Source organism: Alcaligenes sp. AB3, assembly GCF_031844565.1.
GTDB lineage: Bacteria > Pseudomonadota > Gammaproteobacteria > Burkholderiales > Burkholderiaceae_B > Alcaligenes > Alcaligenes faecalis.
This window is the reverse complement of record NZ_JAUZVM010000001.1, coordinates 861,590-881,824: the sequence shown is the minus strand read 5'-3', so window position 1 is coordinate 881,824 and position 20,235 is coordinate 861,590. Positions and strand designations below refer to the sequence as shown.

At 57.1% G+C, this 20,235-nt stretch carries 19 protein-coding genes; 3 read left to right on the top strand and 16 right to left on the bottom strand.

Features of this window, described 5'->3' with window-relative positions; genetic code table 11:
* Positions 1-56 precede the first annotated feature (56 nt).
* From Q9R35_RS04120 to rpsB, 16 genes are all read right to left on the bottom strand, one after another.
* On the bottom strand, positions 57-839 hold the full coding sequence (locus Q9R35_RS04120; RefSeq protein WP_311219374.1) for a TrmH family RNA methyltransferase: 783 nt from the start codon (positions 837-839) through the stop codon (positions 57-59).
* 10 nt (positions 840-849) lie between these two features.
* Positions 850-1,455: a ribonuclease HII gene (rnhB, locus tag Q9R35_RS04115; RefSeq protein WP_311219373.1), complete on the bottom strand. Its 606-nt coding sequence runs from the start codon at positions 1,453-1,455 to the stop codon at positions 850-852.
* Positions 1,452-2,633: a lipid-A-disaccharide synthase gene (lpxB, locus tag Q9R35_RS04110; RefSeq protein ID WP_311219455.1), complete on the bottom strand. Its 1,182-nt coding sequence runs from the start codon at positions 2,631-2,633 to the stop codon at positions 1,452-1,454. The genes rnhB and lpxB overlap by 4 nt, the downstream gene beginning before the upstream one ends.
* A 77-nt stretch (positions 2,634-2,710) precedes the next feature.
* Complete coding sequence (gene lpxA / locus Q9R35_RS04105) at positions 2,711-3,499, bottom strand: acyl-ACP--UDP-N-acetylglucosamine O-acyltransferase (protein WP_042480769.1); 789 nt, start codon at positions 3,497-3,499, stop codon at positions 2,711-2,713.
* 3 nt (positions 3,500-3,502) lie between these two features.
* A complete protein-coding gene (gene fabZ / locus Q9R35_RS04100) occupies positions 3,503-3,958 on the bottom strand; it encodes a 3-hydroxyacyl-ACP dehydratase FabZ (RefSeq protein WP_003799758.1) in 456 nt (151 codons plus the stop codon).
* A gap of 12 nt (positions 3,959-3,970) precedes the next feature.
* Positions 3,971-5,104: a UDP-3-O-(3-hydroxymyristoyl)glucosamine N-acyltransferase gene (gene lpxD / locus Q9R35_RS04095; RefSeq protein ID WP_042480773.1), complete on the bottom strand. Its 1,134-nt coding sequence runs from the start codon at positions 5,102-5,104 to the stop codon at positions 3,971-3,973.
* A gap of 6 nt (positions 5,105-5,110) precedes the next feature.
* Entirely contained in the window at positions 5,111-5,665 is a 555-nt protein-coding gene (locus tag Q9R35_RS04090) for an OmpH family outer membrane protein (RefSeq protein WP_003799754.1), read from the bottom strand.
* Positions 5,666-5,726: 61 nt separating this feature from the next.
* Entirely contained in the window at positions 5,727-8,069 is a 2,343-nt protein-coding gene (bamA, locus tag Q9R35_RS04085) for an outer membrane protein assembly factor BamA (protein ID WP_042480776.1), read from the bottom strand.
* Between the two features lie 52 nt (positions 8,070-8,121).
* The gene (gene rseP, locus Q9R35_RS04080) at positions 8,122-9,444 is read right to left on the bottom strand and encodes an RIP metalloprotease RseP (protein WP_311219372.1); all 1,323 of its coding nucleotides are present in this window, start codon (positions 9,442-9,444) and stop codon (positions 8,122-8,124) included.
* Between the two features lie 11 nt (positions 9,445-9,455).
* Complete coding sequence (locus Q9R35_RS04075; protein WP_311219371.1) at positions 9,456-10,658, bottom strand: 1-deoxy-D-xylulose-5-phosphate reductoisomerase; 1,203 nt, start codon at positions 10,656-10,658, stop codon at positions 9,456-9,458.
* Between the two features lie 40 nt (positions 10,659-10,698).
* Complete coding sequence (locus Q9R35_RS04070) at positions 10,699-11,553, bottom strand: phosphatidate cytidylyltransferase (protein WP_045929903.1); 855 nt, start codon at positions 11,551-11,553, stop codon at positions 10,699-10,701.
* A 13-nt stretch (positions 11,554-11,566) separates the two neighbouring features.
* Positions 11,567-12,331 (bottom strand): polyprenyl diphosphate synthase, encoded by a 765-nt coding sequence (gene uppS, locus Q9R35_RS04065; protein WP_042482141.1) that lies wholly within the window; start codon positions 12,329-12,331, stop codon positions 11,567-11,569.
* Between the two features lie 25 nt (positions 12,332-12,356).
* The gene (gene frr / locus Q9R35_RS04060; RefSeq protein WP_009457015.1) at positions 12,357-12,917 is read right to left on the bottom strand and encodes a ribosome recycling factor; all 561 of its coding nucleotides are present in this window, start codon (positions 12,915-12,917) and stop codon (positions 12,357-12,359) included.
* Positions 12,918-12,936: 19 nt separating this feature from the next.
* The gene (pyrH, locus tag Q9R35_RS04055; protein WP_003799741.1) at positions 12,937-13,653 is read right to left on the bottom strand and encodes a UMP kinase; all 717 of its coding nucleotides are present in this window, start codon (positions 13,651-13,653) and stop codon (positions 12,937-12,939) included.
* Positions 13,654-13,746: 93 nt separating this feature from the next.
* Positions 13,747-14,625: a translation elongation factor Ts gene (gene tsf / locus Q9R35_RS04050; protein WP_009457016.1), complete on the bottom strand. Its 879-nt coding sequence runs from the start codon at positions 14,623-14,625 to the stop codon at positions 13,747-13,749.
* A gap of 111 nt (positions 14,626-14,736) precedes the next feature.
* Positions 14,737-15,486 carry a 30S ribosomal protein S2 gene (rpsB, locus tag Q9R35_RS04045; RefSeq protein WP_115633733.1) on the bottom strand — a complete coding sequence of 250 codons (750 nt, stop codon included), beginning with the start codon at positions 15,484-15,486 and terminating at the stop codon, positions 14,737-14,739.
* 646 nt (positions 15,487-16,132) lie between these two features.
* Between rpsB and map the strand changes: the two genes are divergently transcribed.
* Genes map through Q9R35_RS04030 form a run of 3 tightly spaced genes read left to right on the top strand, consistent with a single transcriptional unit; the run spans position 16,133 to position 20,232 of the window.
* Positions 16,133-16,936 (top strand): type I methionyl aminopeptidase, encoded by an 804-nt coding sequence (gene map / locus Q9R35_RS04040; RefSeq protein WP_042480792.1) that lies wholly within the window; start codon positions 16,133-16,135, stop codon positions 16,934-16,936.
* A gap of 3 nt (positions 16,937-16,939) precedes the next feature.
* Complete coding sequence (locus Q9R35_RS04035) at positions 16,940-19,519, top strand: [protein-PII] uridylyltransferase (RefSeq protein ID WP_311219370.1); 2,580 nt, start codon at positions 16,940-16,942, stop codon at positions 19,517-19,519.
* Positions 19,519-20,232: a MarC family protein gene (locus Q9R35_RS04030; RefSeq protein ID WP_042480798.1), complete on the top strand. Its 714-nt coding sequence runs from the start codon at positions 19,519-19,521 to the stop codon at positions 20,230-20,232. The genes Q9R35_RS04035 and Q9R35_RS04030 overlap by 1 nt, the downstream gene beginning before the upstream one ends.
* The last annotated feature ends 3 nt before the right edge of the window (positions 20,233-20,235 follow it).

The following is a 20,235-nucleotide window of genomic DNA, read 5'->3' as shown; positions in this document are numbered from 1 at the left end:
AGAAATGACTCACACCAGTCGCTTTCTCCTGATACTTCACCCTCAAACCACTGGGACTAGCGGCTGTGCTGACGACGTTGCTCGTACAGACAAAGTGCGGTGGCAATGGCCACGTTCAAGGACTCCACGCCAGGAGCCTGAGGGATGAACAAACGCTGATTCGCTTTGGCCAGCAAGGCCGGGCTGACACCCTGCCCTTCATTGCCAAAAACCCAAACCCCTTGAGCCGGCAGGCTGGATTCGTACAGGTCCTGGGTATCCGGGCCCAAAGAGGTTACCAGCACCGGCAAGGCGGCTTTTTCAAGCAAGGCCATACCATCCACCTGCTCATGGATTTGAATCGAGAAATGGGCGCCCTGTGCACTACGCAGCACTTTTTGCGACCAGACGCTGGCACAGCCCGGTGTCAGATACACCGCTTCCAGACCCACTGCCACTGCGGTCCGCAAGACCGTCCCCACATTGCCCGGATCCTGAACCTGATCCAGCAAGATGGCCCGTTTCGTGGGAACTGTCCAAGCCTGTCCACGAGGCACGCGGACAATAAAGCCGATGCCCTGCCCCTGGCCGACCTGTGAGACTGCATTCATCAAAGTGGCATTGAAAGTGACGCTGCTATGACCGGGCAAGAAGCGCGCCAGCTCCAGCAGTTCATCCGAATGGCGGTCCATCTCGAAAACAGCCAGTTCTGGCAAGCCACGACGTTCCAGCCACATCTGGCACAGATGAATGCCTTCCAACCAAATCAGCTGATCGTCCCCGTCCAGCTCGCGTTTATCGTGAGCCAAGCGCTGCACTCGTTTGAACAGCGCATTATCTTTGGATTCAATCAGCCTCATTGTCTTCAACTTACCTAACTAGAGATGCGCGTACCGGCGCGAAACTTCGACGATGCTCGGGGCAAGGCCCGTGCTGGGACAAACGCTCAAGATGAAAGGCCGTCCCGTAGCCTTTGTGCTGGTCAAAACCGTATTCGGGATAGTCTCGGTGCAATTCCAGACAGACCGCATCCCGCGCTGTTTTCGCCAAAATTGATGCGGCCGCAATGGCAGCATGGCTGGCATCGCCTTTGATGATGGCTTCTGCCGGGCAACACAGGCCAGTGGGAATCCGATTGCCATCCACCAAGGCCTGTTCGGGTTTGACACTCAGGCCATTGCAGGCTCGCTGCATCGCCAACATGGCCGCGTGCAAGATATTGATGTCATCAATTTCTGCGACGGTCGCGCTGGCAATTTCCCAGGCCAAAGCCCTTTCCTTGATCAACACAGCCAAGGCTTCACGCCGTTTGGCGGTCAGCTTCTTGGAATCATTCAGGCCTTCAATGGGATTGTTCGGGTCCAGAATCACGGCAGCGGCAAAGACGGGACCCGCCAGGGGGCCACGCCCCGCTTCATCCAGCCCCGCCACCAAACCTGCCGAGACATCACTGATTAATAAATCCAGCTGCTTCATGCACGCGCCATCTTCAAAATGACCTCCGCCGCCAAGGCAGGCGTGTCCCGACGCAAGGTCAAATGCATCTCGGTAAAGACTTGCTCGATATGCGCCACATAGCTCTGATCGCTCAAGGCTTTCCAGCACTCTTGCGCCAGTTTCCTGGGCTCGGCATCTTCTTGCAGCAGCTCGGGCACGACAAAATCCCGAGCCAGCACATTGGGCAAACCCACCCAAGGCACATAAGGCCGGTCCTGACCAGACTTCCACCGTATGATGCGCTCCATCATGGGGCTGAGCACATACGAAATAACCATAGGCCGCTTGTACAAGGCGGTTTCCAGACTGGCGGTACCACTGGCCACCAGCACAGCGTCACTGGCTTCCATCACCGTCCAGGCGGGTGGGCGGACCACGCCTTCCGAATCAGGCTGACGAATACCGGCCGTATTGGCATCAATAATGTGCAAATTGCGGATGGGATGCTGAGCCAGCGCTTCCTCAAACTCCTGACGGCGCTTGGGGTTCACCATAGGCACCAGAATCGTCAGATCCGGATCCTGGTCCTGCAAAATCTGTACGGCCTGCAAAAAGCGCGGTGACAGCATCTTGACCTCGGAGGAGCGGCTGCCAGGCAATACGCCCAGAACACGACCTGTCTCGGGCAAACCCAGGCGACGGCGCGCATCCACCTTGTCCGGCTGCACCGGAATATTCGCTGCCAAGGGGTGGCCCACATAGGTCACTGGAATGCCTTCCTTTTCGTAGATCTCGGTCTCGAAAGGAAACAGCACCAGCATATGGGAAACCGCTTCGCGGATCTTGTGGATACGCTCATAGCGCCAGGCCCAGATCGAGGGCCCCACAAAGTGCACCGTCGGCACACCGGCCTGACGCAAACGATGCTCCAGGCGTAAATTGAAGTCCGGGGCGTCAATACCCACAAACACATCCGGACGCTGGCGCAACCACTGATTGCGCATGCCCAAATAAGTGGAAACCAGCCCCGGAATACGTTTGAGCGCCTCGACGTAACCAAATACCGTCAAAGTGTCCATGGGATAGTATTGGTGAAACTGCTGGGCAGCCATCTCGGGGCCGCCTATGCCTTCTACCTGCACGCCAGGATTACCCTGGCGCAGCCCTTGAATGATACGAGCCGCCAGCAAATCGCCAGACGGCTCACCCGCTACCATTCCTATACGCAGATCCCGCTTGGCCCCTGTTTGCCCCGACCCGTCTGAACGTGCCGCTAATGGGCTGGAGGCGCTGCTCATGGTCGGCAAATACCCCGGCTGGAGTCGTTCAGAAAGTCGATCATGACCTGTACGGCCGCACGGCACTCAGGCTGCGTTTCCTGCAAGGCTTGCATCTGCTCTACCGCCTGCTCCACCGTCAGCTTGCGACGATACAGCAGCTTGTAGCTTTCCTTCACGGCCGAGATCGCTTCAGCCGAGAAGTTGCGACGGCCCAGGCCTTCGCTATTCACACCGACAGGACGGAAAGGATCACCTGCGCCGATCACGTAAGGAGGAATATCCTGACGCACCGAGCTGGTACCACCAATCATGCTGTGTGCACCGATACGACCGAATTGATGCACAGCAGTCAAACCGCCCAGAATGGCCCAGTCGCCAATATGCACGTGGCCGCCCAGCTGGACGCTGTTGGCGATAATCGTGTGATTGCCGATCTGGCAATCATGAGCAATGTGGGTGTAGGCCATGATCCAGTTGTCATTGCCCACACGGGTCACGCCCACATCCTGCACCGTACCGGTATTGATGGTGACGTATTCACGAACCATATTGCCATCGCCGATTTCCAGGCGAGTCGGTTCACCAGCGTACTTCTTGTCCTGCGGCATGCCGCCGATGGAGCAGAAACGGTAGAAATGGTTGTTGCGACCAATCGTGGTCACGCCATCTATCACGCAGTGAGGGCCCACTTTGGTGCCCGCCCCTATCGTGACATTGGGCCCAATGATGCTGTAGGGCCCGACCTCGACATCATCTGCAAGCTGAGCGCCTGCTTCGATGATGGCCGTTTCATGAATACGCATAAACTATTCTTCCAATTGACGGATAGCACACATAATTTTGGCTTCGGCTACCACTTGGCCATCGACCAGGGCGCGGCCTGTGTACTTGCACAAAGCGCGGCTGATACGGTCAGCCGTCACTTCCAGGCGCAACTGATCGCCTGGCATCACGGGCTTGCGGAAACGCGCGCCATCCACACCGACCAGGTAATAGGCCAGCTTGTTGTCCACTTTGGCGTACGGATCCTCGGGATCGGTAAAAGAGAACAGTGCGGCTGCCTGAGCCATGGCTTCAATGATCAAGACCCCAGGCATAACCGGCATGTGCGGAAAGTGGCCCGTAAAAAAGGGTTCATTCATCGACACGTTTTTAATGGCGACGATGCTCTTGCCGGGCACCAGTTCCAAGACGCGATCGACCAGCAACATCGGGTAACGATGAGGGAGGCGATCCATAATTTGTCGAATGTCGAGTTCCATGTCCTGTCCTGCTTATTTTTGTTTATTGATATGTTCAGATGATTCATTTGCCCCATCCGCCTGCTGTCGTTCCAAAGAACGCAGGCGGCGGCGCAAACCGCTCAATTGCCCCAATACGGCAGCATTTTTCTGCCAGTCCTGGTGTCCAGCAAAGGGATAAACCCCAGTGTAACGTCCAGGCTGACTGATATTGGAGGTGACAGCCGTACCGCCAGAGACGTGTACATCGTCACCCAAGACCAGGTGGCCCGAGAGCATCGCTGCCCCGGCAATCGTACAACGCGCCCCAATCTGGGTAGAGCCGGCCACCCCCACACACGCCGCCATGGCCGTATGTTCGCCGACCTGCACGTTGTGCCCGATCATGATCTGATTGTCCAGCTTGACGCCGTTGGCCAATACCGTGTCATCCAGTGCGCCACGGTCCACCGTGGTATTGGCACCGATCTCAACGTCGTCACCAATACGTACATGACCGATCTGCGCAATCTTGGCCCAGGCTCCCTTCCCTTTGACCGGGTCCGGCGCGAAACCAAAACCATCAGCGCCCAGCACCACACCCGAATGCAAAATGGCACGAGCACCTATATGCACCTGATGGTACAAAGTGACACGCGCATGCAGCAAACAGTCCTGCCCCAAGGTAGAACCGGCGCCGATCACGCAATGCGCGCCCAAACGAGAGCCGCGTCCAATCTTGACGTCGGCCTCGACCACACAGAATGGCCCGACCGAGACACCCTCACCCACCTGCGCACTGGGATCAATCACCGCAGTGGGATGAATGCCCTTGGGCAAATCCGCCATGCGTACCTGATCAAAACGCTGCGCCAGCAGCGCATACATCAGATAAGGTTGTGAGCACAACACCGGGATAAAGGAGGGTGTAAAGCCCAGACCTTCATAGACCTGCGGCGTCAGAATCACCACCGCGGCAGAAGTCTGCTCCAGCAGATCCTGCATCTTGGGATTGGACAGAAAGCTGATTTCCTCCGGGCCCGCAGAAAGCAAAGAGCCTAGGCCCCGAATCCGGGGCGTAGGCTCTTTAATGCCTTCTGGCAGCTTGCAATCCAGTCCGGTCTTGTTGATGGCGTCTATAAGTTCAGACAGCTGTACAGCCTGATCAACGTTCAGCAATACCGGCATAGTGCATCAACCGCCCAGTGCTTTCAGAACTTCCTCGGTGATGTCCACACGTGGGCTGACAGTGACGGCGTCCTGAATGATCAGGTCGTAGCCTTGGGAATCAGCAATACGCTTGATGGCGGCATCAGCCTGCTCAACAATGGCCGAGAACTCTTCGTTGCGGCGACGGTTAAAGTCTTCCTGGAACTCGCGACGCTTGCGCTGCAGGTCAGAGTCCAGATCAGCCAGCTGACGCTGACGCTTCACACGGTCGGACTCGGACAGCACCGGGGCGTCCTTGTCGAACTTCTGAGCTTGCGAACGCAGGTTGTTGGCCATGCGCTCCAGCTCTTCGTCACGACGCTTGAATTCTGCTTCGATTTTGGTCTGGGCAGCTTTGGCGGGCTTGGAATCACGCAAGATGCGCTCTGTGCTGACAAAACCAATTTTGGTCTGGGCCTGAACAACAGGAGCAGCGGTCATGGCGCCGACACCCAGCGCGGCAGCCAGAACGAGCGCTTTATTGCCACGCGACAAGCTGCGGGCGATGTTTGTAAGTTTTAATGCGATGTTTGACTTCATGAAAAATCTACCTTGCTAATTAGGCTGCAGAATAGTGCAATTGTGCCACTAAACACGAACATCAGAAAGCGGTACCAATCTGGAACTGGAAGGCTTGTTTATCGTCGCCTTCCTTGGCGCGCAAGGCGCGACCGTAGGACAGCTGCAAAGGACCGAGTGGGGATTCCCACGACAAGCCCAGACCTGCAGCGTACTTCCAACCGCATGGATCTTCCGACAGACGGTCAGGACGACCCATTGGGCAACCACCGCTGGTGTTGTCCACTTTACCGGCATCGGCAAAGACGAACCAACGCAACGTACGGTCACGTGAGGCACCGGGGAATGGCAGGTACAGTTGGGCGTTGGCGATCATTCGACGCGAACCACCCAGGTAGTCGCCCGTCAAGGTATCGCGACCACCCAAGGACGCCCCTTCGTAGCCACGTACCGAACCGATACCACCGGCATAGACGTTCTTGATAACCGGGAAGCTCTTGCCACCGATGCTGCGACCGTAGTCAATCGCCCCGTTCAGAGCCAGCGTGTAGGCACGACCCAAAGGAATGTAGTGCTGGTGGCTGGCGCGCAGCATGTAGTAGCGCAGGTCCATCGTACCCATATCCGCCGACAGGCTGGTCAGGCTGCCCTTGTTCGGAGCAATTGCGCTGTCACGGGTATCTTTGGACCAACCCAGGTTGAAAATAAAGGTGTTGGTGCCTTCGCCATACTCGTTCACGTAGTCCTGGTAGGCACGTGGTGTGTACTGCGGGCTCAGGCGCGAGAGCTTGTTGTGCTCGAAGTTCACGCCCATGAACACACGGTCGTACTCGGAAATAGGCACACCGAAGTTCAGGCCAGCACCGATGGCGGTGTTCTGGTAATCACCCCAACCATCATTGGACTGGTAAGGCGTGGTACGACGGTAGTAAATCGAGGTGGTCTTGCTGATGCCGTCACCTGTCCAGAAAGGATTGGTGTGGCTGATCACCGCCGCACGGTTCACTTTACTGGTATTGACCTGCAAGGACAGGCTGTTGCCGCTACCGAAGATATTGTCCTGGCTGATACCGGCCGACAGCATCAGCTTGTCGGTGGAGCCGTAACCAATACCCAGGTTGACCAGGCCAGTCGGTTTCTCTTTCACTTCTACGTTCACGTCTACCTGGTCAGGCGAACCGGGAACGGGCTTGGTGTTCACGTCCACTTCGTTGAAGTAGCCCAGACGGTCCACACGGTCACGCGAGAACTTGATCGCGTCCGAGTCGTACCAGGCGGCTTCCTGCTGACGCATTTCACGACGCACCACTTCGTCACGGGTACGAACGTTGCCGCCAATTTCAATACGACGCACGTAGACACGACGACCGGGATCCACGTAGAAGGTCAGATCAGCCGTGTGATTTTCACGGTCCAGCACAGGGTTGGGGTTGGCATTGGCAAATGCGTAACCCAGGCCGCCCAGGTATTCCGTAATCGCTTTTACGGTACCGCTGGTCTTGTCCGAGGAAAACACCTCGCCTTCTTTCTGCTGGACCAAAGGCTGAATCTTGTCTTCCAGACCCAGCAGATCACCGGCCAATTTCACACTGCTCAGCGTGTAGGGCTGGCCTTCGTGAATGGTCAGGGTAATGAAAATATCTTTACGGTCTGGCGAAATCGAGACCTGAGGCGCTTCGGCCGAGTACTCCAGGAAGCCACGGTTCAGGTAGTAGGAGCGGATACGCTCCATATCGCCTTCCAGTTTTTCGCGGGAGTATTTATCGGTGCCGGTGTACCAGGTCATCATGCCCGAGGTCGTCAGCTCCATCTGATCGAGCAAGTCGCCTTGCGAGACAGCTTCCGTACCAACGATGCGGATTTCCTTGATCTTGGCCAGACCGCCTTCAAAGATGTCAAAGCTGACACCGACGCGGTTACGTGGCAAAGGCGTGATGATAGGCGTGATTTCCACACCGTACTTGCCCTTGGACAAGTACTGCTGTTTCAGCTCGAATTCCGCCCGTTCCAGCATGGAACGATCAAAAACCCGGCCTTCTCCAAAGCCTACCTGGGCCAGGGAGTTGATAATATTCTTGGAGTCGAACTCGCGCATGCCATTAAAGGATACGGAGGCGATGGTCGGGCGCTCTTTGACATTGACGATCAGCACGTTGGTGCTGGTGTCAATTTGCACGTCGCTGAAAAAGCCGGTGGCGTACAGGCGCTGAATCGCATCTGCAGCCTGTTCTTCCGAGAAGGACTCACCGACCTTGACAGGCAAAGACGAGAACACGGCGCCGGGATCGACCCGCTGGATGCCGTTGACTTGAATATCGCGCACGACAAACGGTGCAAATGCATTCGCCAGGGCGGGAGCAAGCAGACTTGCCACCAATACGGGCAGAACACGCAACGCAAAAGTAGGTTTCCGGCTAAACGACATCCTGGACAATCCTTGGTCGGTCAAATGGTTGGAAATTGTATGCCACCCGCCCTCAACTGAAAAGGCGGGTGATGTCATTAAAAAAAGCAATACTCATCAGCACGGCCAACAACGCCAGGCCCAGGCGCTGGCCGACAAGCATCATGCGCTCCGAAGCGGGCTTGCCGCGCACAGCTTCGATGGCATAGTACAGTAGATGCCCCCCGTCCAGCATAGGTACGGGTAATAAATTCAGTAAACCAATGCTAATACTGATCAGGGCCAGGAAATTCAGGTAGGCGATAAAGCCGATACGTGCTGTCTGGCCCGCATAATCCGCAATAGTAACCGGCCCGCTGACATTACGTACAGAGACTTCCCCCGTAATCATGCGCCCGATCATCTTCAAAGAGAACCAGAAGGTCTCCCCGGTACGGGTAAATCCGCGTTCCACGCTCTCGACCGGCCCATAACGCACCAGCGTCATGGGCATATCCATGGCCACTTTTGCGCCAATCCGCCCTTGTGCATTGGCATCGCCTTCGGGAGTGAGCAGCAGGCGTTGAATTTCGCCTTCTCGCAGCACCTCCAGCTCCAGTGTCTTGCCCGCAGATTGTTGCACCTTTTGAACGAAGGCCGTGATTCCAGGCTCGACCAAATCATCCAGCCGGATAATCAGGTCATCCTCTTGCAGGCCCGCTTGTTCCGCTGCGCTATCCTTGAACACTTCCTGGACGATGGACCGCGCCGGACGCAGTACCAGTCCAGCCTTGGCCATCAAGTCCTGTCCGTCCGGCAAAATCTCGCCCGCCGGTAATGTCAGGTAACGATTTTGTTCCTGTCCCAGCTGGTTCTTGACCCCCACTTCCAGCTCACCGCCCGACGACAAGGCATCCATAAAGGCCCAGCGCGCCTGCAACCAGGAGTCAACCGGCTTGCCATCCACAGAAAGCAGACGGTCTCCGGCCTGGAAGCCAGCCTGAGCGGCTGGCGTGCCTTCCGGCACGGGGCCGATTTGCGCTACGGGCTCTTGAGTCCCCAGCAAGCCCACAAAGGCATAGATCACCACGGCCAGAATCAGGTTGGCCATGGGGCCAGCCAGCACGATCGCGGCACGCTGTCGCAGGGGTTTGTGATTGAAGGATTCGTCGATCTGCGCCTGTGTGGCATGAGCAGGCGGATCATTTTGCATGGCGACGTAGCCGCCCAGGGGCAAGGCCGAGACAGCCCATTCAGTGCCGTTCTTGTCAAAACGACGGTACAGCACCTTGCCAAAACCGATGGAAAAACGCTCTACACGCACCCCGCAACGACGAGCCACCCAGTAGTGGCCCAGCTCGTGGAAGGTCACCAGCACGCCCAAGGCTACCAAGAAAGCCAGAACGGTGAAGAGCATGTTAATTCCTGTTAAATGCGTGCGGAAACGCGGCAGTAGTCCAGCGCCAGCGAACGGGTTTCGCTATCCAGCTCCAGAACCCCGTCCAGGGCCTCCAAAGCCTGGCTGGCACGGCCATTGAGCTTGTCCAGACAATGCTCAATCACCGCCGGGATCTGAGTATAGCCAATCTGCCGTTCCAGGAAGCGGTCCACGGCGATTTCATTGGCCGCATTCAAGGTCACGCAAGCGGCCTGACTGCTGCGCAAGGCATCGTAGGCCAGTCGCAGACAGGGGAAACGCAGAAAATCGGGCTGCTCAAAATCCAGGCGCCCCATGGTGGCCAGATCCAGCAAGCCCACGCCGCTATACAGACGCTCCGGAAAGCCCAGACCGTAGGCAATCGCCGTACGCATGTCGGGCTGCCCCAATTGAGCCATGACCGAACCGTCTATGTACTCGACCATGGAGTGAATCACGCTTTGCGGATGCACTACCACATCAATCTGATCAACCGGCACAGAGAACAACCAGTGTGCCTCAATGACTTCCAAGCCTTTATTCAGCATGGTGGCCGAGTCCACCGAAATCTTGCGGCCCATGCTCCAGTTAGGATGTGCGCAGGCTTGCTCGGGCGTCACGCCTTCCAGTTCGGACAAGCTGCGCGAGCGGAAAGGTCCACCGGAAGCCGTGACCAACAGACGGCGCAGAGCAGCCACAGGCTTGCCGGGCTCCGGAGGCAGCTCACCGGCCAGACACTGGTAGATGGCGCTGTGTTCGGAGTCGATAGGCATCAATTGCGCCCCGCCCTCTTGAACGGCCTGCATGAAGATACGGCCCGCGGCGACCAGCGCTTCTTTATTGGCCAGCAATACACGCTTGCCCGCACGAGCGGCGGCCAAAGCCGAAGGCAAGCCTGCTGCACCAATAATCGCTGCCATGACAGTGGTAACGTGCGGATCCGCAGCCGTATCGGCCAGCGCCTGTGCGCCTACCCGAATCTCCGGCACTGTACCGCCCTGCCACGCCGCCAGAAAACGGCTACGTGCAGCCTCATCCGGCACAAGAACAACGCGGGCTGCACTGTCACGAGCCTGCTCGGCCAGCAGCTCCATACGAGTGTGGCCGCTCACGGCATAAACCGCCATCCGATCAGGATGGCGAGCAATCACATCCAGTGTGCTGATACCAATAGAGCCAGTGGCTCCTAACACACATACATGCTGGAAACTCATGAGTTCTTCCTTGACGCAAACACTTTGAATCCACGCAGGACTAAAAGAGCCACGCCCCACTTAGCAGCAAGGCCACGGGAGCAACCGGCAGCAAGGCGTCGATACGGTCGTACACCCCACCATGGCCGGGCAATAATTGACTGGAATCTTTAACAGCGGCACGGCGCTTGAGCAGGGACTCAAACAAATCACCCACGATAGAGAGGGCCGCCAGGGCAACACCCAAAGCAGCGGTGGCCACCCAGCCCCAGCGCTGCAGCACATCGGCGCCGAAACTGCCGGCCCAATTTGCGCTGATCAGCATCCATGCAGCAGCGGCAACCATACCACCGACCGCTCCGGCCCAAGTCTTGCCCGGACTGACACGCGGGGCCAGTTTGGCTTTACCGAAGGCACGTCCAGCGAAGTAAGCAGCGATGTCCGCCACCCAGATCAGGACCAGCAAGGAGAGCACGTAAACAATGCCCTGTGTATGCAAGAATAGATACAAGCTGGCCCAGGCGACCAAAGGAGCGAGCACACCCATCACGCTAAGCAAGACGCCTTGCGCACGCTGTGTGGCCTGACCCTGCAGCACCAGTCCTGTCGCGCCAACAATCCACAAGGCCGCCATCAAGGGCACCAGACCGCGGTAAACCAGATCAGCAGCCTGCCCTTGCGGGCCCGTTTCATACCAGTACACACTTAGCCAGAGCATCAAGGCGCCATTGAGCAAGGCCAGCGGCCAGGCCCAACGCTGCTGCTCCTGGGACAGGCTCAGACGTTCCCATTCCCAGCAGGCCAGCGTACTCATCAGGACAAAAATAGCCAGCAAAGGCCAGCGCACGGGGGCGAGCATGGCCGCGCCCAGAATGACCAGCAAGATCAGGGCGGTGATGACACGTTGTTTCAACATAGATAAGGCTCCGTCAAGGCGCGGGGCTACCCTGCACCTGGGCACTGGTGCGCCCAAAGCGCCGCTCGCGCCCACGATACCACTCGAAGGCCTGTTCAAGCTGCGCCCGGTCAAAATCCGGCCAGTACGCGTCTGTAAAGTACAGCTCGGTATAGGCCATCTGCCAGATCAAGAAATTGGAAATGCGACGCTCTCCACCCGTGCGGATGAACAAATCCGGTTCGGGGGCGTAAGACATCGCCAAATAGGGACTGAACATGGCCTCATCCAGCTGCTCGGGATGATCGACCAAATGGGGATTGGCTGCCAGCGCCTTTTGGGTCGCTTGCAAAATATCCCAACGACCGCCGTAATTGGCGGCAATCGTCAAATGCAAGGTGTCGTTATCGCGCGTTTGTTCTTCTGCCTGGGCAATCAAGCCACGCAGTTCTTCGCTAAATGCGGACAGCTCGCCAATAACATGGAGTCGGACGCCGTTTTTTTTCAGTGTTGCCACTTCTTTTTGCAGCATCTTGACGAACAGCCCCATCAACAGGGAGACCTCTTCGGGAGGACGTCGCCAGTTCTCGGAGCTGAAAGCAAACAGGGTCAAATAACGCACGCCGAGTTCGCCACAGGCCTCGACAATGCGCCGGACGGTTTGCACACCCCGCAAGTGCCCTGCCGTGCGGGGCAACAGACGACGGGTCGCCCATCGTCCATTGCCGTCCATGACAATTGCCAGGTGGCCAGGAACCTGACCGTGTTCCGGAATAGTTTGGGTAGAACTGAAAGATATCACCTAGCCACCTGTGCAAAAGCCGTTAGACCGTCATGATCTCGGCTTCTTTCTGGGCGATCAGCTTGTCGACTTCGGCCACATACTTGTCGGTCAGCTTCTGGATTTCGTCCTGGGCGCGACGCTCGTCGTCCTCGGAGATTTCCTTGTCCTTGACCTGCTTTTTGAGCGTGTCATTGGCGTCACGACGCAAGTTGCGGATGGCAACCTTGGCATCTTCGCCTTCGCCACGCACCACTTTGGCCAGATCGCGACGGCGCTCTTCGGTCAGGGCGGGCATGGGCACACGAATGCTCTCGCCCATCGAGATGGGGTTCAGGCCCAGCTCGTTGTCGCGAATGGCTTTTTCAATCGGGCCAGCCATATGCTTTTCCCACACTTGCACGTTCAGCGTGCGAGCATCCACCACCGTGATGTTGCCCACCTGGCTGACGGGCACCATGGAGCCGTAGTACTCAACCTGAATGTGATCCAGCAAGCCTGCAGTAGCACGGCCAGTGCGAATTTTGGCCAGGCCTGTCTTGAGAGACTCGAGGGACTTACCCATCCGGCTGTCGGTCGATGCTTTAATCTCGGAAAGACTCATGGACTAAATTCCTATAACTTTAAACGTGAACCAGGGTGCCTTCATCTTCACCAGAGACCGCGCGCGTCAGGGCGCCGGGCTTGTTGATGGAGAACACTTTGATCGGCAGTTTCTGGTCGCGACACAGCGCAAAGGCGGTAGCGTCCATCACTTCCAGACGACGCACGATAGCCTCGTCAAAGCTGATACGCGAGTATCGAGTCGCGCCTGGATCTTTATTGGGATCGGCACTGTAGATGCCGTCGACTTTGGTCGCTTTCAGTACGATTTCCGCCCCCACTTCGGCGCCGCGCAAGGCCGCTGCCGTATCGGTGGTGAAAAACGGGTTACCCGTACCGGCTGCAAAAATAACAACTTTGTTTTCTTCCAGGTAACGCAGTGCCTTGGGACGAATGTAAGGCTCCACGACCTGCTCAATATTCAGGGCAGATTGCACTCGGGCATCCAGGCCACGGTGCTTCAAGGCATCTTGCAAGGCCAGCGCGTTCATGACGGTAGCCATCATGCCCATGTAGTCGGCTGTCGCACGATCCATGCCCTGGGCACCTGGAGCGATGCCGCGAAAGATATTGCCCCCGCCAATCACGATAGCCAGCTGTACCCCCAACTGGGCAACCTGGGCGATCTCCTCCGTCATGCGAATGATTGTGCTGCGATTAATACCGAACGAGTCCTCGCCCATCAGCGCTTCGCCGGAGAGCTTCAACAGAACACGTTTGTAATGAGGGGTAGTCATGGGTGGGATTCCAAGTGACGAAGACAGAAGAGAGTGTAAAGCAGCAGGGCAGGCACCGCCACTACGGTGCCTGCCCTGAAAAAACAAGCTAGATTAGGCTTGGCCGGCAGCAGCAGCTACCTCAGCGGCGAAATCTTCAACACGCTTTTCAATGCCTTCACCCACAACGTACAGGGTAAAGCCAGCGATCGATGCTTTTTTCTCGTCCAGCATTTGCTGCACGCTTTGCTTGTCGTTCTTGACGAAAGGCTGGCTCAGCAGAGTCACTTCTTTCAGGAACTTGGCCACTGCGCCGTCAACCATTTTGGTGACGATGTCAGCAGGCTTGCCGGATTCAGCGGCTTTCTGAGCAGCCACGGAGCGCTCGGCTTCGATTTCAGCTGCGTCAACACCCGAAGCGTCCATTGCCTTAGGACGAGTCGCAGCGATGTGCATGGCCAGATCCTTACCCACTTCTTCGTCGCCACCGGCGAAATCAACCAATACGCCGATCTTGCCGCCGTGAACGTAACTGGCCAGTTGGCCGGCTGTTTCGTAGCGCTGGAAGCGACGGATCGAGATGTTTTCACCAATCTTGCCAACCAGAGCTGCGCGCACGGTCTCGACATTGCTGTCGGCCAGTGGCAGTTCAGCCAGAGCGGCCAGATCGGCTGGGTTGTTTTTGGCGACCAGTTGAGCGACGTCGTTGATAAAGCCGATGAAGTCATCGTTCTTGGCAACAAAGTCGGTTTCGCAGTTAACTTCAACTACGGAGCCGGTCTTGGCATCGTCAGCGATGTAAACAGAAACCAGGCCTTCAGCGGTAACGCGGGTAGCTGCTTTGCTAGCCTTGCTGCCCAGCTTCACGCGCAAGATTTCTTCAGCACGTGCCATATCGCCGTCGGCTTCGGTCAGTGCTTTTTTGCATTCCATCATGGGCGCGTCGGTTTTCTCGCGCAATTCTTTAACCATCGATGCGGTGATTTGAGCCACGGTTTTCTCCAATTCTGTAGAACATGCCCCGGCAAGCCGGGGCGATACGAAAGGTCACTGTAGCTGTCTGCCATGACAACTGATGGTGTCTGGCAGACAGCGGTGAGCCTGTTACTCCTGGGCGTCAGCCTGAACTTCGACGAATTCTTCGTCAGCGGCGATTTCTTCAACCAGACCGTTCAGGTTCTGTTCGCGGCCAGCCAGCACGGCGTCAGCCATGCCACGGGCGTACAGAGCGATAGCCTTGGCCGAGTCATCGTTACCAGGAATCACGTAATCCAGACCTTCTGGCGAGTGGTTGGTATCAACCACGGCCACAACAGGGATACCCAGAGTGCGGGCTTCGGCCACAGCAATCTTGTGGTAGCCGACGTCGATCACGAACAGGGCGTCAGGCAGGTTGTTCATGTCCTTGATACCGCCGATGGCCTTGTTCAGCTTTTCCAGTTCGCGTTCGAACATCAAGGCTTCTTTCTTGCTCATGGTTTCCAGACGGCCTTCAGCCATCTGAGCTTCCATTTCCTTCAGACGCTTGATGGAAGTCTTGACCGTTTTGAAGTTGGTCATCATGCCACCCAGCCAGCGGCTGTCAACGTAAGGCATACCGCAACGCTCGGCCTCAGCAGCCACCAGTTCGCGAGCAGCACGCTTGGTGCCTACGAACAGCACGTTGCCGCCACGAGCAGCCAGTTGACGCACGAATTTGGTTGCTTCTTCGTACTGAACAACCGTTTTTTCCAGGTTGATAATGTGGATGTTGTTACGCTGACCGAAGATGAACGGAGCCATCTTGGGGTTCCAGTAACGGGTTTGGTGGCCAAAGTGCACACCAGCTTCCAGCATTTCACGCATTAAAGACATAAAGTTCTCCAAGGGTTTGGTCTTGTAACTGCCCGGTATCCGGTAAGGGCCGCAGCCTGTGCTGCATTCCAGACACCCCGAGACGGACAGTCACGCGATTTACAACTAAAAACATAAAAACGTTGCCCAACATGAGCGAACGCCTGCACTGCAACGGACTCGTGCCTGTGGGCAGACTGGATATCTGCCGTCCGGGCCCGGGCCTGAAACTTTTCTGTCTACCGCCTGCATACAGCGCACTGTTCGCAGGTGTATCCTAGAGGATTGCCTGGTCAGCCTCTGTCGAACAAGAACCGGGCTGTTGCCCATGTTGCTTTTGCAACGCTTGTAATCGTGCTGACCCTGTATTCGTTGTGAATTTTGCGTGTTTTTGCTGGCTCGCAGCGCCTTGAGGCGTTTTTTTCAATCTTGGAGCAAACTGTCCTGACCCCTTGCTTGACTCATCCGTTCTGAAGATTCAGAAGGCCTGAGAAAAGCCGGTCAAACCAGGAGAACCTAGATTTAATGCGGTAAACAGCGTCTTGCGCTGCCTGACACCGCCTTGCTGGGACAGCCGCCAGATCGCCCCAAACGGGACTGTGCGTAACTGCAAAATTCACAAAAGCCTATAATTCTACTATTTTTCAATAGACCTGTTCAAGTTGCTATGAGTATTCTCGTCACAGACCCCACTGATCTCGAAAAAATGCGTGCTGCTTGCCAGACGGCGGCATCCATCCTTGATTACCTGACTCCCTTTGTCAAAGCAGGTGTCACAACCGGCGAACTGGATCGCCTGTGCATGGAGCGCATCAATGAGCTGGGGGTCAAATCCGCCACCGTGGGCTACGCGCCCCCTGGCTACCCACCCTTTCCAGGCTCCATTTGCACCTCCGTCAACCACGTTATCTGTCACGGCATTCCCGGCGATAAAGTGTTGAAAAATGGCGACATTCTGAATATGGACGTCACCATTATTCAAGACGGCTGGTTTGGCGACACCAGCCGTATGTACTACGTGGGCGAGCCCAGCATCCTGGCCCGCCGCCTGACTGAAACCACCTACGAATGCATGTGGTTGGGCATTGACCAAGTCAAACCCGGCGCCACCCTGGGTGATGTCGGCCACGCCATCCAGCAACACGCTGAAAAACAAGGTTTTTCCGTTGTGCGCGAATACTGCGGCCACGGTGTGGGCCAGAAATTTCACCAGGACCCGCAAGTGCTGCACTACGGCAAACCCGGCACCGGCGTAAAACTGGAACCCGGCATGATTTTCACCATCGAGCCCATGATCAACGCCGGTCGTCGCGAACTGCGCACCCTGGCAGACCAATGGACCGTGGTGACTCGCGACCACAGCCTGTCGGCCCAGTGGGAGCATGCGGTACTGGTCACCGATACCGGCTATGAAGTGCTGACCGTCTCGCCCGGCATGCCAGCCCCTCCAGCCATTATCAACAAGGGCTGAACCATGTCCTTCCTGGCCCAGCTTCGCGACAGAATTGCTTGCCGCCGGGCTCGGGCCTACGAGCGCTTCAGGCAAGACCTGCATTGTGATCGCCTACTCAAAAGCCTGTGCCAGATTTGTGATCACGGCCTGCGCGAACTTCTGGACCGTTACCCCCTGCCCCGCCAAGCCAGCCTGGCGGCCCTGGGGGGGTATGGTCGCGGGGAACTGTATCCACACTCGGATGTGGATCTGCTGATTCTGCTGCAGCGTGATCCGAATGCAGAGGACATAGACCGAATTCAGACACTGGTTGCTGCCTTGTGGGATATCGGCCTGGCCCCCAGCCACAATGTGGCCACGCCAGCCCAATGCCTGGAGCAAGCCAGTCAGGACATCACCACCGAAACCGCCTTGCTGGAAAGCCGTTGGCTGGCGGGCTCCAAACTGCTACTGCGCCATGCCCAACAGCAGTTGCAAAGTCAGATGGACCCGCAAGCTTTCTTTTTGGCCAAGCAGGCCGAACAGCAGCAGCGTCATGCACATCTGCAAGACACCCCTTATTCCCTGGAACCCAACTGCAAAGAGTCTCCCGGCGCCTTGCGCGACTTGCAAGTGCTGCTCTGGATGGCCCGGGCAGCCGGTTTGGGTCGCACCTGGGTGGACGTTGCTCAATCCGAGCTGTTAACCGAATCTGAGCTGAAAGCCCTGCAGCGCGTGGAAGAAGCCTTCAAGCGCCTGCGCATCGAACTGCACCTGCTGACCGGCCGCGCCGAAGACAGACTACTCTTTGACCTGCAACCGCGTCTGGCAGAAATTTACGGCTTTCAACCCACGGCCACCCGACGCGCCAGCGAATTGCTGATGCAGCGTTATTACTGGGCCGCCAAGATTGTCAGCCAACTCAACCTGATCCTGATGCGCAGCATCGAGGAGCACCTGTTTCCGCAAACCGATCAGGACCCGCTGATTCTGGACAGCCACTTCCAGATTCATCATGGACAGCTGGAACTGCGCCAGCCGGATGGCTTCGAGCAAGACCCTTCCCTAATTTTTGTGGCCATGCTGCATTTGCAGCAACAGCCCAATCTGCGTGGCCTGAAAGCCGATACCCTGCGCGCCTTATGGCACGCCCGCCGCCTGATTGATGCCAAGTTCCGGGCAGAACCTCGGAATCGACGTCTGTTTCTGGAAATCCTGCAGCAGAACAAAGGTATCGTGCATACCTTGCGGCTGATGAATCTGCTGAACCTGCTGCCACGCTATCTGCCAGTCTTTCGACGCGTCGTTGGGCAGATGCAGCACGACCTGTTCCACGCCTACACCGTGGACGAGCACACGCTGAAAGTCATACGCAATCTACGCCGCTTCACCATGGCCGAGCACAGCGAAGAGTTGTCTATGGCCAATCAGCTGATGAGCGGTTTTGATCGCCATTGGCTGCTGTATATCGCTGCCCTCTTTCACGACATTGCCAAGGGGCGCGGCGGCAATCACTCCGAGCTGGGCGCACAGGACGCCCTGGCGTTTTGCCAGGACCACGGCCTGATGCCTGTGGACGCGGAACTGGTGGTATTTCTGGTCCGGGAGCACCTGAGCATGTCGCAAGTCGCTCAAAAACGCGATTTGAGCGACCCGAATGTGATTTTCCAGTTCCTGCAAACCGTAGGCACGGAACGCCGCCTGACGGCCCTGTACCTGCTGACCGTCGCCGATATACGCGCCACCAGCCCGACCGTGTGGAACTCCTGGAAAGGCAAGCTGCTGGAAGACCTGTACAACCTGACCTTGGCAGCGCTAGGACGCGAAGCCAAGGACGGTGTCTCCGTGCTGGATCAGCGCAAGCGTGACGCCGCCGGTGAAATACGTCTGGCCGGCCTGCTGGACGATGCGCGTGAAGACTTTTGGCAATGGCTGGACAAGCCCTATTTTCTGCGTCACGACGCCAGCGAAATTGCCTGGCATACCATTCAGCTGTATCACCAGTCTCACAGCCTGACACCGGTGGTGCGCATACGTCCCGCCGGACAAACCGATGCGCTGCAGGTGCTGGTCTACACCAAGGACGCCAGCCGTCTATTCTTGCGCATCTGTCGTTACTTTGACAGCCAGGCCGTCAGCATCCAGGACGCACGCATTTACACCACCCGCCATGGATGGGCACTGGACAGCTTTGTCGTGATGCTGCCCACCTACGATCACGCCCTGCGGCGTGATCCCTTGCTGATCGAAACCGAGCTGTGCCAGGCACTACAGCAGGATTGGCTCCCCAACGAGCACCCTCACGATCACTATCGCGACATACGCTCGCGCCGGGCCCGTGTCTTTCCCATTCAGCCCACCGTGGATCTGCGCCAGGATGAGCAGGGGCAGGACTGGATTTTGACGCTAAGTGCCACAGACCGGCGCGGTTTGTTGTACAGTCTCGCCCAAGTATTCGAGCACCACGACGTGCGACTGCGCTCAGCCAAAGTCATGACCTTAGGTGACCGCGTGGAAGACGTCTTCATCCTGAGTGGTGCCGCGCTGGAACAAAACCGTAATCAATTGCGCCTGGAGCGCGATGTACGTTTAGCCCTCTCTCAACAAGCCACCCCGTCTTAATGGAAATCTCCTCTGTCTTTGCGGATGTCAGCCGCAGCTTCCTGTTTGCGTTGGCAACACTCTTGCCGATGCTGAACCCGCCTGCGGCCGCTCCTATCTTCCTGACCCTGACCGAAGGCGCCAGCGTGCCCGATCGTGCCCGCCTGGCCAAGAAAGTCGCCATCAATATTTTCATCATGCTGGCCATTGCCATGGTGGCGGGCAATATCGTGCTGAATTTCTTTGGCATTTCCCTGCCCATCATTCGTATTGGCGGGGGCTTGCTGGTCATAGGCACGGCCTGGCGATTGATCAACGCCTCGGACTTTGATGCGGCGCACGCCCAGAACATGGCCGAGTCCTACTCCTGGGAACAGATTCGCTCGAAGGCCTTTTATCCCCTGACCTTCCCCATGCTCTGCGGCCCCGGCTCCTTGTCCGCCGCGCTGACGGTGGGGGCGACCTTGCATGACAATTCGGTCACCGGCACCATGAGCAAGCTGGCTGGCGCACTGCCCGCTATTGCGGCGGCCAGTTTTATTGTGTTTCTGGCCTTACGTTTTGCATCCCAATTTCTGTACAAGCTGGGCAAAAATGGCACCGCTGTCGTGATGCGCCTGTCCGCCTTTATCCTCTTGTGTCTAGGCGTACAGATTACCTGGGCAGGTTTCCATGAACTTTTCCTGGGTTTGCTGCACGAAGCTTCTACCTTTTATTCTTTAAGTTCCTCTTGATAC